Source organism: Mycobacterium gordonae (genome assembly GCF_001417955.2).
GTDB classification, from domain to species: domain Bacteria; phylum Actinomycetota; class Actinomycetes; order Mycobacteriales; family Mycobacteriaceae; genus Mycobacterium; species Mycobacterium gordonae_B.
Genome location: NZ_LKTM01000112.1, coordinates 125,717 through 139,414, shown reverse-complemented (window position 1 = coordinate 139,414; position 13,698 = coordinate 125,717). Strand labels below are relative to the sequence as shown.

At 67.3% G+C, this 13,698-nt stretch carries 14 protein-coding genes; 8 read left to right on the top strand and 6 right to left on the bottom strand.

Annotated features, from left to right (window positions below):
* The first annotated feature begins 1 nt into the window (after position 1).
* Positions 2-1,381, top strand: coding sequence for a tetratricopeptide repeat protein (locus AO501_RS34530; protein ID WP_063892855.1), 1,380 nt, complete (start codon positions 2-4; stop codon positions 1,379-1,381).
* On the opposite strand, the gene AO501_RS11435 is transcribed toward AO501_RS34530, so the two are convergent.
* A complete protein-coding gene (locus AO501_RS11435) occupies positions 1,364-2,272 on the bottom strand; it encodes an oxygenase MpaB family protein (protein WP_231752445.1) in 909 nt (302 codons plus the stop codon). The genes AO501_RS34530 and AO501_RS11435 overlap by 18 nt on opposite strands.
* Complete coding sequence (locus AO501_RS11430) at positions 2,269-2,862, bottom strand: TetR family transcriptional regulator (RefSeq protein WP_055577818.1); 594 nt, start codon at positions 2,860-2,862, stop codon at positions 2,269-2,271. The genes AO501_RS11435 and AO501_RS11430 overlap by 4 nt, the downstream gene beginning before the upstream one ends.
* 248 nt (positions 2,863-3,110) lie before the next feature.
* Between AO501_RS11430 and AO501_RS11425 the strand changes: the two genes are divergently transcribed.
* From AO501_RS11425 to AO501_RS11400, 6 genes are read left to right on the top strand one after another with little or no spacing between them, the layout of a single operon-like run.
* A complete protein-coding gene (locus tag AO501_RS11425; RefSeq protein WP_055577817.1) occupies positions 3,111-3,785 on the top strand; it encodes an HAD family hydrolase in 675 nt (224 codons plus the stop codon).
* Positions 3,786-3,826: 41 nt separating this feature from the next.
* Complete coding sequence (locus AO501_RS11420; RefSeq protein ID WP_055577816.1) at positions 3,827-5,053, top strand: sedoheptulose 7-phosphate cyclase; 1,227 nt, start codon at positions 3,827-3,829, stop codon at positions 5,051-5,053.
* A gap of 26 nt (positions 5,054-5,079) precedes the next feature.
* The gene (locus AO501_RS11415; protein ID WP_055577923.1) at positions 5,080-6,408 is read left to right on the top strand and encodes an ATP-grasp domain-containing protein; all 1,329 of its coding nucleotides are present in this window, start codon (positions 5,080-5,082) and stop codon (positions 6,406-6,408) included.
* Complete coding sequence (locus AO501_RS11410) at positions 6,409-7,470, top strand: D-alanine--D-alanine ligase family protein (protein WP_055577815.1); 1,062 nt, start codon at positions 6,409-6,411, stop codon at positions 7,468-7,470. It begins immediately after the preceding gene.
* The gene (locus AO501_RS11405) at positions 7,449-8,252 is read left to right on the top strand and encodes a TauD/TfdA dioxygenase family protein (protein WP_231752444.1); all 804 of its coding nucleotides are present in this window, start codon (positions 7,449-7,451) and stop codon (positions 8,250-8,252) included. Before AO501_RS11410 ends, AO501_RS11405 begins: the two co-directional genes overlap by 22 nt.
* Before the next feature lies 1 nt (position 8,253).
* The gene (locus tag AO501_RS11400) at positions 8,254-9,495 is read left to right on the top strand and encodes a flavin monoamine oxidase family protein (RefSeq protein WP_055577814.1); all 1,242 of its coding nucleotides are present in this window, start codon (positions 8,254-8,256) and stop codon (positions 9,493-9,495) included.
* Here the strand turns inward: AO501_RS11400 and AO501_RS11395 are convergent.
* On the bottom strand, positions 9,476-10,048 hold the full coding sequence (locus tag AO501_RS11395) for a TetR family transcriptional regulator (protein ID WP_055577921.1): 573 nt from the start codon (positions 10,046-10,048) through the stop codon (positions 9,476-9,478). The two genes, AO501_RS11400 and AO501_RS11395, sit on opposite strands and share 20 nt — an antisense overlap.
* Before the next feature lie 64 nt (positions 10,049-10,112).
* Between AO501_RS11395 and AO501_RS11390 the strand changes: the two genes are divergently transcribed.
* Positions 10,113-10,961, top strand: a complete 849-nt coding sequence (locus AO501_RS11390; protein WP_055577813.1) for a lysophospholipid acyltransferase family protein — start codon at positions 10,113-10,115, stop codon at positions 10,959-10,961.
* A gap of 1 nt (position 10,962) precedes the next feature.
* Here AO501_RS11390 and AO501_RS11385 read toward each other — a convergent pair whose 3' ends face one another.
* The 3 genes from AO501_RS11385 to AO501_RS11375 are packed head-to-tail and all read right to left on the bottom strand — an operon-like array spanning position 10,963 to position 13,642.
* Complete coding sequence (locus AO501_RS11385) at positions 10,963-11,754, bottom strand: ABC transporter permease (RefSeq protein WP_055577812.1); 792 nt, start codon at positions 11,752-11,754, stop codon at positions 10,963-10,965.
* Positions 11,751-12,911, bottom strand: coding sequence for an ABC transporter substrate-binding protein (locus tag AO501_RS11380; RefSeq protein ID WP_055577811.1), 1,161 nt, complete (start codon positions 12,909-12,911; stop codon positions 11,751-11,753). Before AO501_RS11380 ends, AO501_RS11385 begins: the two co-directional genes overlap by 4 nt.
* Positions 12,908-13,642: an ABC transporter ATP-binding protein gene (locus AO501_RS11375; RefSeq protein WP_055577810.1), complete on the bottom strand. Its 735-nt coding sequence runs from the start codon at positions 13,640-13,642 to the stop codon at positions 12,908-12,910. Before AO501_RS11375 ends, AO501_RS11380 begins: the two co-directional genes overlap by 4 nt.
* Positions 13,643-13,698 lie beyond the last annotated feature (56 nt).

Sequence of the window (13,698 nt, the reverse complement as noted above, 5' to 3'; positions counted from 1 at the left end):
CATGCCAACCTCTCCATCCGAGAACACGCGACCGCAGGACGCGTCGGCCCAAACCGGCGACCTCGAGGCGGCGTTTCAGCGGGCACTTCACTCCGGCGACCTCGAACAGGCCGCGCCGGCGGCCTTCAACCTCGGGCGGCAGCGGGCCGCCGAGGGCGACGCCGAGGGTGCCCTGGCGGCGTATCAGTGGGCGGTCGACTCCCACCACCCGCACTGGGCGTCGGCAGCCGCGTTCGCGCTCGGGTTCATGCTGGCCGGGCAGGGTGACACGGCGGGCGCCACGGCGGCTTACCAGCAGGCGATCGAGTCCGGTCACGACGAGCATGCTCCGATGGCGGCACTGAACCTCGGCAACCTGCTGGCCGAACACGGTGACCCGGATGAGGCCGAGGCGGCCTACCGCGTGGCCATCGAATCCGAGCACGAGCAGTCGATTCTGATCGCCCTCCTGCAACTGGGCGGATTGCGGGCCGGCCGCGGCAATGCGGCCGGCGCCGAGGTGGCCTACCGCATCGCCGTTGCATCGGGGAAACCCGAGGTGATTCCGACTGCCGCAATCAACCTGGCGCTGACCAGAGAAGCGCTGGGCGATGCCGAGGGAGCCGTGGAGGCCTATCAGATCGTCATCGCCACCGACCATCCGGAACTGACGCCCATCGCGGAATTCAACCTGGCCACCCTGCTGGAAAAGCAGGGTGATCTGGCCGGCGCGGCGACCGCCTGTCAGGCCGCCATCGATTCCGGAGACCCCGAGTTGGTGGCCAAGGCCCTGGTCAATCTCGGGCAGCTGCGGGAGAGATCCGGTGATGCCGAGCAAGCCAGTGCGTCGTATCGGTCAGCGATCGACACCGGCGACGCCGAGGCGGCGCCGAAGGCCGCGATCAACATGGCGAAGCTGCAAGAGAAGGACGGCGACTTCGCCGGGGCCACGGCCTTCTATCAGTCGGCGATCGATTCCGGGCATCCCGAGCATGCGCCGGACGCCGCGAATTCACTCGGGATGCTGCGAGCCGGACTGGGCGACGTCGAGGGCGCCACGGCCGCCTACCAGTTCGCGCTCGACTCAGGCCACTCCGATCATGCGCCGGCAGCCGCACTCCGATTCGGGATCCTGTGGGCCGGGCAGGGCGAGGTCAAACGCGCGGCGGCCGCGTTCCAAGCGGCAGTCGACTCCGGAAATGCCGAATCCGGGCCCGCCGCCGAATTCGGGCTGGGCACCTTGTGGGCCGAGCACGGCGACGTGCCGGCCGCGCAGGCGGCCTTCCGGCGGGCCATCGAGTCCGGCCATCCGGTGTGGGCGCCGAAGGCCCTGGAGCGCTCACAGAGCACCGCCCCGCCAACACGCCGCAGACAGATCTTCCGGTCACGCCGGGGACGTTGACACCTCAGACGCCGCCGCGTCCGCACCCGGGGTCATGACCCAGCGGATACTTCCGACGAGCAGTCGTCCGGCCATGCGGGTCACCGTCGTCTCCAGCACCGGGACGTACGGCAGCAGCAGGGGCTGGCGCGCCCACGTGGGCAGCATCGCCACCGCCGTGGCCGCCAATACGCCATAGGCGGGCCTGGCCGGCAGCGGCAACGGCGGCGTCAACAACAGGAACCGGGCGGCTTCCCGGGCGGCCGGCGTTCCGCGCAATTCAGGGCGGAAGTCCTGAATGCGGTCTTGTAGTTCCTGCTCGGAGCGCGGCGGATCCGGAACTCCCAGCGCCGTCGCGACGACGGCCATATCGGCGACGTAGCCGTCCCGGCCGGCCTGGTCGAGCGGCGCCGCGCCGTACATCTGATGGGCGAGCAGGAAACTGTCCACCTCGGCGATGTGAACCCACTCCAGCAGATGGGGGTCAGATGCGTCGTAGGGCCGCCCGTCCGGCGCGACGCCGTGCACGTAGCGGTGGATGCGACGGACGTGGTCGACAGCGGCCTGCGCATCGGCGGCGCAGCCGAAGGTGGTGGTGGCCAGGAACGTGCTGGTGCGCTGCAACCGCCCCCAGGGATCGCCCCGATAGTCCGAGTGTTCGGCGACACCGGCCATGGCAAGGGGATGCAACGATTGCAACAGCAGTGCCCGCAGTCCGCCGACGAACATCGACGCATCGGCGTTCACCTGCCTGACGGGACGGTCCGGCGCGAACCAGCGATCACCCGGTGTGCGGTGAATGCGCTCTCGATTCGCCGGCCCGTCGGGTCCGGCCACCATGCCGAACAATCTGCTGCCCAGGTCGCGCCGCACCGCGCTCACGGCCTGCAAGCCAGGCATCGAGATGGTCATGTTTCCACGGTACGAGGCGGCGAGCCGGCGCTTCTCAAGACCATGTCGACGGCGGCTTCGATGATGTCGTCGTCCGGGAGGGTGCCGTACATCAGCGAGGGGCACGCGACGACACCCGTCAGCATGGAGACGGACGCGTCCAATTCCGCGCCCGCGAAGACCTCCCCCAGCATCGCGTACATCTGACGCTGACCGTCGCTGTTGACCTTGTCCCTGAGCTCTCTGACCTGTTCCTGAGACGCCCACTGCGCCATGCTGGCGAGCACGCGGTCGAGCCGCAGTTCGATGATGCCCGAACGGAAGACCTTGAGCTCCTCCACAAGGTCCACGCGCAGATCGCCGGTGCGTTCGTGGTGCGGCATCTCGCCGAGCGACTCGATGGCCAACGTGATCAGGTCGACGCGCGCGGGCCAGTGGGTGTACACCGTGGTTTTGGAATACCCGGCCATTTCGGCGACCCGGGCGTGCGTAATCGCTTCGGAGCCTTCACCATTGAGGATCTTGAGGGTGGCCCGGGCTACGTCGGCACGGGTCCGCGCGACCCGTGCGTCTTCGCCGTCGGACGGCCGGTCAGCCGGTACCGGAGTCATGCGTGCCGCGCCCCTGTTCTTGCCACGCTTCTTGCAGTGGCCCCTCTCCGCCCGCTGGCTCGTTCGGGCCAGAAGTCTACTGAACAACCGGTCCCTCGTGCGTGACGCGAGGGCATCTCTGCATGTCGCAGGCTATGCGGTCTTGAACCGTATATCCACTATCCGCAAATCCAATCATTACTGTACGTTTAGATCAGTAGTGGACGGGGGAACCAACACAGCATTGCCCACTCGACTTAAGGAAACTCATGCCAGCTGTCCTGTTCGGATCCATCAGCACCCTGGTCGACACCTCGGAACTGCAGCGCCGTGCCTTCAACGAGGCATTCGCCGACTCCGGGCTCGACTGGGAGTGGTCGCGGGACGACTACATCGCGATGCTGGGCTCCAACGGCGGCGCCCAGCGGATCCAGGATTACGCACAGTCGCGCGGACAGGACGTCGATACGGCGGCCGTGCACACGCTCAAATCGCAGATCTTCCAGCGCCTGCTCGGTGACTCGACCGTGACACCGCGCGCGGGAGTCGCCGCCACGATCGCTGAGGCAAAGAAGAACCAGCACAAGGTCGGCTTCGTGACCACCACCTCGCAGGCCAACATCGACGCGCTGTTGTCCGCGCTCGAGCCTGAGATCAGTGCCGAGACTTTCGATCTCATCGTCGACCGGGATTCAGTGTCAGCGGCGAAACCCAGCGCGGAGTCCTACGAGTTCGCGCTGGAAAAGCTCGGCGAGCGGGCCGAGAACGTCGTCGCGATCGAGGACAACGTGGGCGGTGTCGCAGCGGCGGTGCAAGCCGGCATCGCGTGCATCGCGTTTCCCAACGAGAACACCAGTAGAGCGGGCCAGGCCGAATTCACCGCTGCCATCCAGATCGTCGAATCACTGGAACCGGCAACGGTTCTCGGTCTCGCCACATCTTGACCCTCTCCCCACCGAGCCACCCTGCCCCGAGGAGGAGCACCGTGAGCAATCTTCAAGCCCGAGTGACGGCCGGCGACAGAGCCTTTCACGTCGAAGGATATGAACGAATCGAATACGACCTGCTCTACGTCGACGGCGTTTTCGCTCCGGACAACACCGAGCTCGCGGACAGCTACCGCCTGTACGGGCGCGCGCTGGCCGTGGTGGACGAGACCGTGCACGACATCTACGGCGAGTCGATGCGGGCCTACTTCGACCACCACGGAATCGAACTCACCGTGATCCCGGTCCAGATCCGTGAGACGGCGAAATCGCTGGAGACCTACGAGCAGATCGTCAGCCGGTTCGACGCCTTCGGTCTGGTGCGCACCGAACCCGTGTTGGTCGTCGGCGGCGGACTGACCACCGACGTCGCCGGATTCGCTTGCGCCAGTTACCGGCGCAACACCCCCTACATCCGCATTCCGACCACGCTGATCGGTCTGATCGATGCCAGTGTGTCGATCAAGGTGGCCGTCAACCACGGCAAGCACAAGAACCGGTTGGGCGCCTACCACGCATCCGAGAAGGTGCTGCTGGACTTCTCATTCCTGAAAACGTTGCCCGACGATCAGGTGCGCAACGGCATGGCCGAGCTGATCAAGATCGCCGTGGTGGGCAACGCCGAGATCTTCCAGCTGCTGGAAGACTATGGCGCCGAGCTGCTGCGGACACGTTTCGGCCATCTCGACGGCACCCCGGAGTTGCGATCTGTGGGTGACCGGCTGACCTATCAGGCGATCGCCACGATGCTCGACCTGGAGGCGCCGAACCTGCATGAGATCGACCTGGACCGGGTCATCGCGTTCGGCCACACGTGGAGTCCCACTTTGGAGCTCACGCCACCGACCCCGTTCTTTCACGGCCACGCCATCAACATCGACATGGCGTTGTCGACCACCCTCGCCGAGCAGCGCGGTCACCTGTCGGTCAGCGATCGCGATCGCATCCTGAGCGTGATGAGCGCGCTGGGTCTGGCCCTGGACAGTGAACACCTGACGGCGGAGCTGCTCGAGCGGGCGACGGCAGCCATCCTCAAGACACGCGACGGCCTGCTCCGCGCGGCGATACCGGACCCGATCGGCCGCTGCCGCTTCCTCAACGACGTCACCACCGGCGAGCTGGCCGATACGCTGTTGCTGCACAAGAAGATCTGTCTCGAGTTTCCCCGCGCCGGAGACGGTGTGGACGTGTTCGCGGTGCCGGCATCGGGGCCCGCGCGGCGGTGATGGCGACGCTGAACGCAGGCGCGCCCATGAGCGGTGTTCGGGTACACCGGATCTGGGACGCCGGGCCGGGCCGCACGGTGGCCGCACTCGCCGCTCTGTGCGCCACCCTTCCGGTGGACCTGGCAGTGGTGCTGGTTGCACTGCTGGTCGGTCGGCAACCTCCCCGCGGCCGCCTTCCGGCCGAGGCACGCCGAACCGTCCTGCTCAATGGTGGGAAGATGACGAAGGCGCTGCAGCTGGCGCGGTCGTTTCACCTCGCCGGGCATCGGGTGATACTCGTCGAATCCGCGAAATATCGCTGGACCGGGCACCGGTTTTCCCGTGCGGTGGACGCCTTCTACTGCGTGCCGGAACCGGGCACACCGGGCTACGCGCCGGCGCTGCTCAACATCGTCCGGTACGAGAACGTCGACGTCTACGTGCCGGTGTCCAGCCCGGCCGGGAGCGTCCCCGATGCCGTCGCCAGGGAACTGCTCGACGGCGCCTGTGACGTCGTCCATTCCGATGCCAAGACGGTGCAGCTGCTCGACGACAAGGCCGAGTTCGCCTCGACCGCAGCATCTTTGAGCCTGCAGGTGCCCGATTCGCACCGCATCACCGACGCCCGGCAGGTCGCGGACTTCCCGTTCCCACCCGGACGCAGCTACATCCTGAAACGCATCGCCTACAACCCGGTAGGACGGATGAACCTCACCCGGCTCTCCGCGGCGACGCCGGATCGCAATGCCGCCTACGCGCGATCCCTGTCGATCTCCGAGGACGACCCCTGGATACTGCAGGAATTCATCGAGGGACGCGAATACTGCACGCACGGCACCGCCCGAAGCGGACGGCTCCAGGTCTACGGGTGCTGCGAGTCTTCGGCGGCCCAGGTCAACTACCGCAGCGTGGACAAGCCCGAAATCCGGCGGTGGGTCGAGACTTTCGTCAAGAACCTCAACCTGAGCGGGCAGGTGTCCTTCGATTTCATCGAGGCCCACGACGGTCAGGTGTACGCCATCGAATGCAATCCGCGGACCCACTCGGCGATCACCATGTTCCACGACCACCCCGACCTTGCCGCGGCCTACCTGAACGACGGGCATCCCCTCATCACGCCGAAGCACAACTCCCGTCCGACCTACTGGATCTATCACGAGCTGTGGCGTCTGCTGCGGCATCCGGGACGGCTTGGCAGGCTGGCGACCATCCTGCGGGGCACGGACGCGATCTTCACCGGGTGGGATCCGGTGCCTTATCTGATGGTGCACCATCTGCAGATTCCGGCTCTGTTGTGGGCCAATCTCCGTGTCGGAAAGGGTTGGAGCCGGATCGATTTCAATATCGGAAAGCTCGTCGAGAACGGTGGGGACTGAATGACCGCACCGGCGCGCGTCTCGGTCCTGCACCTCGTGGGGTCCGCGGTCGACGACTTCCATGCCGAGTTGTCCCGGCTCTATGCGCGCGCCTGCCTTGACGCGCTCGCTGCCGACGACCGCTACGACGTTCTGCTGGCGTACGTGTCCCCCGACGGGTCATGGCGGTTTCCCGATGACCTCAGTGCCCGCGCGCTGAGTTCGGCCACGCCCTTGCCGGTCTCACAGGCGATCACGCGGCTGCGCGCGCTGCGGGTGGATGTCGTGGTGCCGCAGATGTTCTGCCTGCCCGGCATGACCTCTTACCGCCGGTTGCTGAGCGCGCTGCGGCTGCCATACATCGGCAACGCGCCCGATGTGATGGAGATTGCGGCGGACAAGGCGACGACCCGGGCGATCGTCGCCGCAGCGGGCGTCGCGGTGCCCGCCGGTGAGGTGGTGCGGGCCGGCGAACGCACCACCCTGCCGTTACCGGTGGTCGTCAAACCTGTCATGGCCGACAACTCGGTCGGTGTCTCACTCGTCGGCACGCAGGCCGAACTCGGTGGCGCGCTGGACCGGGCGCTGGCGCATGGCGAGTCGGCACTGGTCGAGTCCTACGTCGAGCTCGGCCGGGAAGTCCGGTGCGGCATCGTCGTTCGCGATAACGAACTGGTGTGCCTACCGCTGGAAGAGTACGCGGTGCATGCCACGACCAAACCCATCCGGGACCACGCCGACAAATTGCGCCGCACCGACGACGGTGGCCTCTACCTCGTCGCCAAGGACACCCGCCATGCGTGGATCGTCCCCACCGACGACCCGGTCACCGAAGTGGTCTGGGAGGCGGCGCGACGCTGTCATCGGGCGCTGGGTTGCCGGCACTACAGCCTGTTCGACTTCCGCATCGACCCGGCCGGAAAGCCGTGGTTCCTCGAGGCCGGCCTTTATTGCTCCTTCGCTCCCACCAGCGTCATCGCCGTCATGGCGGCGGCGGCCGGCATGGACGTCACGGAGTTGTTCGCCGATCAACTTCGCGAGATCGGTCTCGAAGGGGCGCCGTGCCTGACTACACGGCGCTGAAACCGCTGGGGGCCTTGATAACTGGTCTGTCAGTCACCGCTCTGACCGACCGCGACGTGTGTGAGTTGCGCGCGGTGCTTGCCCGACGCGGTGTCGTCGTCCTGCCGGGCCAGGCCATCGACGACGCGCAGTTCGTGGATTTCCTGCGACGTTTCGGTGAGATCGTGTTCACCGTCGGCGAATCGCCCGTGCCGGGATTCCCGGACCTCAACGTGGTCAGCAATGTGGGTCGCGACCGACCACCCCGCTCGACGTTTCACACCGACACCAGCTACGTGCGAAATCCACCCGCCTACACCGCCTTACGCGCGGTCCGGGTTCCAAGCCGCGGCGGGCACACGCTGTTCACCGACCAGTACGCGGCCTACGAATCACTGCCCGGCCAAGTCCGCGACCGGCTCCACGGACGCACCATCACCCACATCATGACGGGACTGGACCTGGACGCCGACCAGGAGACGACGGCACAGCACCCCGTCTTTCTCGATCACCCCGAGTCCGGCCGGACGGCGCTGTACCTGTCAGCCCCGCAGCGCTGCGCCGCGGTCAGCGGCATGTCGCCGGAGGTCGCGGCCGCGACCATCGCCTTCCTGTTCCGCCACTCCACGCGGGCGGACAATGTCTACCGCCACGAATGGTCGGACGGTGATCTCGTGATGTGGGACAACCGCTGCGTGCTGCACTGCGCCGACCACAGCGGGGTGATCGGCGACCGCGTCATGCACCGGGGTATGGTCGCCGATCACCGGTCAGGTTCCAGTTCCGCCGAAAGGGTGAGCTGATATGGACGAAGTGGAAGTTCTGGTCATCGGCGCGGGGCTGGCCGGCCTGCGCTGTGCTGACGTGCTGGTGGCCGCCGGTCGCGACGTGCGGGTCTGGGAGGCCAAGAGCGCGGTCGGCGGCCGGATCCGTACCGACAACATCGACGGGTTCCGGTGCGACCGCGGCTTTCAGGTGCTCAATCCGGCGTACCCGGAGCTGCAAGAGGCGGTCGATCTGGCAAAACTGCGCCTGCAACCGTTCGGCGCCGGCGTCATGGTCCGCTCCGAGAAGGGTTCGCAGGTGTGGGTGCATCCGCTGCGCGCCCCCGGTCGGGTGCCCGCGATGTTGTCCTCGGGAGCCATCAGGCCGCGCGACGTGGTGGCCCTGGCGCGCTGGGCGGGGCCGGCCTTGCGGCCGAAACACCTCAAGGAGCACAGCAATCGGGACCTAACCCTCAGGGAGGCGCTGGATCGGGCCGGTTTGCACGGCGAGGTGCGCAGGGTGGTGGACCGCTTCTTCGCGGGCGTTCTGCTCGAGACGACCGGGGCCACGTCCAACGCGTTCGCTTTACTGCTGGCACGGATGTTCGCCCTCGGCGTCCCCGCGCTGCCGGCCAACGGCATGCAGGCCCTGCCCGAGCAGTTGGCCGCTCGGATCGGTGATCGGATAGCGTTCGAGCACCGGGCATTTCGTATCGATCCCGACCTGAATGGATACCTCGTACATGCGGAGGGTGTGAACGTCCAGGCGAAGCATGTGGTCGTTGCGACGGACGCGGTCGCGGCGGCATGGCTGACCACCGAAACGGCACCGCAGATGCACGGGGTCGTGACCGACTGGTGGGAATCCGACCAGGCGGTGCCCGGGCCACCGATGCTCCGGGTGGACGGCCGCCGCAATCCCCCCGGGCCAGTGGTGAACACCGCGGTGATCAGTGCGGCCGCCCCGACGTACGCGCCGCCGGGACGGCACCTCGTCGCGGCGTCGGCGGTGGTCGAGCGGGACGGCGCCGTGCCGTCGGAAAGTGTCGTGCGTGAGCACGCCGCAGACATCATGCAAACCGACCCTCGCGGTTGGAAGCCGTTGACCAGGCACGTGATTCCCAAGGCACTGCCCGCTCAACACCCACCGTTGTGCGTGCGCCGACCGATCCGCACCTCGGCAGGGATATGGCTGTGCGGCGACCACCGCGACACCGCCTCGATTCAAGGCGCCCTGGTGAGCGGGCGCCGCACGGCCGAGGCTATTCTCGCGGCGCAATGATTCGCCGGGCCGCCTCCACGACGGCCGCGCGCCGCGCCGCCAGCATCTCGGGATCGGACGACTGAGCGTCCGGGTGCGGTGACTGCGCCCAGGACAGTCCGACGCCGAACAACATCACCAGCAGTTCCATGGGCTGCCAGGTCGGGTCGACGTAGCCGGCGGCCTGCGCTTCCTCAATGGCACGAATGTCGCGGGCCGGCACCGAATCCCACTCGTGCGCGGGCGGCGGATCGAGGGTCAGCCCCTCCAGGTTGGCCCAGGTGATCATGCGCAGGTGCTCGGGCCGCCGACAGGCCAGGTCGAAGATGTCGCCGACGAAGTCGGGTACCGCCTCGGGCCGCAGGCTGACGGCGGCGAAGAACTCCGCACTGTCGGCGGCGACGACGCTGCGGAACAGGGTCTCCTTGTCCCTGAAGTGCGCGTAGAGACGCTCCTTGCTGGCACTCGCCGCTCTGGCGATGCGGTCGATCCGCGCACCGGCCAGCCCGAATTGAGCGAACTCCGATCGCGCGGCACCCAGGATCGTGTCACGAAGTTCATCTGTGGTGCGCACCTCCAAAAGGTACCATACGAACTAGTTCGTTCGGTATAGTGAGCAGCGAAACAGAGGAGAATCCATGACCGAAGCACGTGAAACCGTGATGAACCACCCCCGCCGCGTGCAGATCCTGAGTGAGGCACTGCAGAAGATCCAGGGCGGGATCCAACCCGTCGTCGACCTGTACCGGCCCTATGTCAGCGGGCTGGAGAAGCTGCCCGCGGATGGCCGATTCCTGTTGGTGGGCAACCACACTCAACAGGCATTCGCAGAAATCCTGCTCGTTCCGCACTACGTGCGGCGGGTGACGGGCACCCGGGTGCGGCCGTTGGCCGATCGCAAGTTCGGTGAGGCGAAAGGGCTGGGACGTGACCTCATCGCCGCCTACGGCGGCGTCGTCGGCGCCCCGGAGACCGCCCGCGAACTGATGCGCGACAACGAGACCATCCTGGTGTTCCCGGGAGGGGGCCGCGAGATCGCGAAATTCAAGGGTGAGGAATACCGGCTGAACTGGCAGGGCCGGTCCGGCTTCGCGCGCCTGGCCGCCGAACACGACTACCCCATCGTGCCGGTCGGACTGGTCGGCGGCGACGACGTCTACAAGAGCCTGGTCACGCGGGACAGCAGGCTGGGCCGTCTCAGCCAAGCCGTCAGCAAGAGGCTCAGCGGGGATGCCGGCATGGCGATGCCCTTGCTCAGAGGAATCGGCCCCACCCTCATCCCCCGCCCGCAGCGGATGTATCTGCGGTTCGGCGACCCGATCGACACCAGCAGACCAGCCCGGGTGTCGGCCGAGACCTGGGTGAGCACGGTCCGCGACAACACTCAGCGCGAACTCGAAGTCATACTCCGGGACCTGCTGGCGTTGCGGGCCGACGACCCGTTCCGGGAACTCAACCCGCTGGCGTGGTCGCGCGCGGTCGCGTGACTCATGCCGGGCGCGAGCCCGACAACGCCCGACGTGCAACGAGATCCAGCAGGTAGCCGATCACGCCGATCACCACGATCACCGCAACCACCTGTCCGTAGGCCAACTGGTCGCGGGCGTTGAGGATCTGGTAGCCGAGACCCGAACGCACGCCCAGCATTTCGGCCGGGACCAACACCACCCACGCGATCCCCAACGCCAGCCGCAGACCGGTCTGCAGATGGCCGCGGATCGCGGGCAGCACGACGACGGTGAGTTGCTCGAGGCGGGTGGCGCCGAACGATTTGGCGACCTGCAGGTAGCCCGGGTCAATGGCGTGCACACCGGCTGCGGTGTTGATCAGGATGGGCCACACCGATGCCGCGGCGATCAGGAAGATCACCGGCTCGTTGCCGATCCCGAAGAGCGCCACCGAGATCGGCGCCCACGACAGCGGCGAGATCATCCGCAGGAATTGGACGACGGGACGGGTGGCGCGATCGGCGGTGTCGTTCAGCCCGATCAACAGCCCGGCGGGGATGCCGATCACGGCACCGACCAGCAACCCGACCAGCAGCCGCCACAGGCTCACCCCGGTGTCGGGTAGCAGCACGCCGCGGTTGAACAGATCAACCAGGGACTTGACCACTTTCACCGGCGTCGTCTCGCGGAGCAGGGACTGCGACGGGGCCAGCACGGCGGTCGCCAGCCACCACGCCCCGACTGCGGTCGCGATGGCCAGGACGGGCGGCCACCACTGCCGGGCGGGGCGGGCCGGCGCCGGCGCTTCGGCTGTCGGGGTGTTCAGAGTCATTGCGGCTGCACCTGTTCGGTTCGGGTCAGATCTGCGGGGATTCCGAAGGTTGCGGGTCCGCCATGCGCTACCAGCGCCCTCCGCACGAACGTGTCGTCGACCAGTTCGGAATGCACCGACGCCAGATCGATCCGGTCCAGGAAGGCGCGGTCGCCGTCGACGACGGTGTCATGCATGGCCTCGACGAGGCGGCGGGTGAAGCTCGGGAAGGGAAACGGTTGATACCCCAACCGTTGTGGCTGCCAGTCAGGGTGCGCGAAGCGGTAGTCCTGGGCGCGGTAGGTCAGCGCGGTCTTGATGGCCGGCTGAGGTTGCGGCAGGTAGGCACCGTTGGACAGCGCCACGGCTGCCGCGGGCCGATCCGCGTTGATGTGCTGCTGGGCCGCCACGATCGAATTGACCAGTGACGCAGCCGCGTCCGGCCGGTGCTCGATCAGGTCCTGGTGGGCCAGCACCACGCAGCAGGCGTGGTCAAGCCACACGTCACCGAGGAAGGTGTGGATGCGCCCGATCTTGCGTACCTGCGCCATGGCGTTGAACGGGTCGGCCACCACGTAGCCGCTGATCGACCGGTTCGCCAACGCCGGCACCATGTCTGAGGGGCTCATGACGATCAGCTCGACCGTGCGCGCGCTTCGAGAGGCGCTGCGGCGCACCACCGGTGTCAGGCCGTGGGCGCGCAGCAGTTGCTGAAGGATGATGTTGTGGATCGACCACCAGAACGGGATCGCCACCTGAGTGCCGGCAAGTTGCCCGAGATCGGTGATGCCGGGCGCGACGGTCAGGGCCGATCCGTTGGTGTGATTCCAGCTCAGTACCCGCACCGGGCTGCGCAGCAGGAAGCGCAGTTGGATCGCGGTGGGCATCAGCATGTGGACCGCGTCCACCTGACGCGTGACGAATGCTTCGGCGAGCGAGGCCCAGCTGCGGAACAGCACCGGTTTGGCCGAACTCACCACGCCTGGTTGATACAGGCCGGCAGCGTGCGCGATCAACAGGGGCGCCGCGTCGGTGATGGGCAGATACCCGATTCGGAGTTGCCCGCTGGTGTTGGTGCGGTCGATGCTCGCGGCGTGGGCGAGGTCGGCGATTCCGGCCAGCCCGCCGGCCGCGGCCGCGCCGATCAGCAGACGGCGCCGGGTGAACAGTCCGGTCACTGTTCGACCAGGCGGTACTGGTCCAGGATCTCTTGTCGCAGTTGATCGTCGCCGGTGCGGACCGCGGCGGTGACGGCCGGTTGCCACTCTCGGCGAATCCTGCCGTCGGGTCCCAGCAGCACCACGCGGCCGGCCAGCAGCAGGGCTTCGTCCACGTCGTGGGTGACCAGCACCACGGTCACTCCCAGCTCGGCGGCCAGGACGGCCAGCCAGGATTGCAGGTCCGCCCGGATCGCGGGGTCCAGGGCGCTGAACGGCTCGTCGAGCAGCAACAATCGCGGCCGGGTGGCCACCGCGCGGATGATCGCCACCCGCTGCGCCTGGCCGCCGGAGAGCTGATCGGGGTAGCGGTCGGCCACCCGTTGCAGGTCGAAACGTTGCAGCAGTTCCTGGGCGTATCCCGGCTGGAATGTCGCTTTGTTGGCGGCGAATCGCCCGGCGATCGTCACGTTCTCGCCGGCGGTCAACCACGGCAACAGCAGGGGTTGCTGGAAAACCACGCCGGTGTGGGGTCGCGCCACACCGTTGGCGCTGGACCACTCGACGGTGCCCGCGGTGAGCGTCTCCAGCCCGGCGATGACCCGCAGCAGGGTGGACTTGCCGCTGCCGCTGCGCCCGAGAATCGCCAGGAAGTCGCCGTCGTCGATGGTCAGGTTGATGTCGTTGAGGGCATGACTGTCGGCATCAAAGCGCTTGTGGCCACCGACTATTCGTACAGTGGCAGTTCCCACGTTCGCGTTCCTCTCGGCAGACCTGTGTTCCCCACATTTCCCGGTCTCGCCGCCGC

Coding starts and splice junctions, on each gene's coding strand:
- AO501_RS34530 (WP_063892855.1), top strand. CDS start 2: ATGCCAACCTCTCCATCCGAGAACACGCGACCGCAGGACGCGTCGGCC.
- AO501_RS11435 (WP_231752445.1), bottom strand. CDS start 2,272: ATGACCATCTCGATGCCTGGCTTGCAGGCCGTGAGCGCGGTGCGGCGC.
- AO501_RS11430 (WP_055577818.1), bottom strand. CDS start 2,862: ATGACTCCGGTACCGGCTGACCGGCCGTCCGACGGCGAAGACGCACGG.
- AO501_RS11425 (WP_055577817.1), top strand. CDS start 3,111: ATGCCAGCTGTCCTGTTCGGATCCATCAGCACCCTGGTCGACACCTCG.
- AO501_RS11415 (WP_055577923.1), top strand. CDS start 5,080: ATGAGCGGTGTTCGGGTACACCGGATCTGGGACGCCGGGCCGGGCCGC.
- AO501_RS11410 (WP_055577815.1), top strand. CDS start 6,409: ATGACCGCACCGGCGCGCGTCTCGGTCCTGCACCTCGTGGGGTCCGCG.
- AO501_RS11400 (WP_055577814.1), top strand. CDS start 8,254: ATGGACGAAGTGGAAGTTCTGGTCATCGGCGCGGGGCTGGCCGGCCTG.
- AO501_RS11390 (WP_055577813.1), top strand. CDS start 10,113: ATGACCGAAGCACGTGAAACCGTGATGAACCACCCCCGCCGCGTGCAG.
- AO501_RS11385 (WP_055577812.1), bottom strand. CDS start 11,754: ATGACTCTGAACACCCCGACAGCCGAAGCGCCGGCGCCGGCCCGCCCC.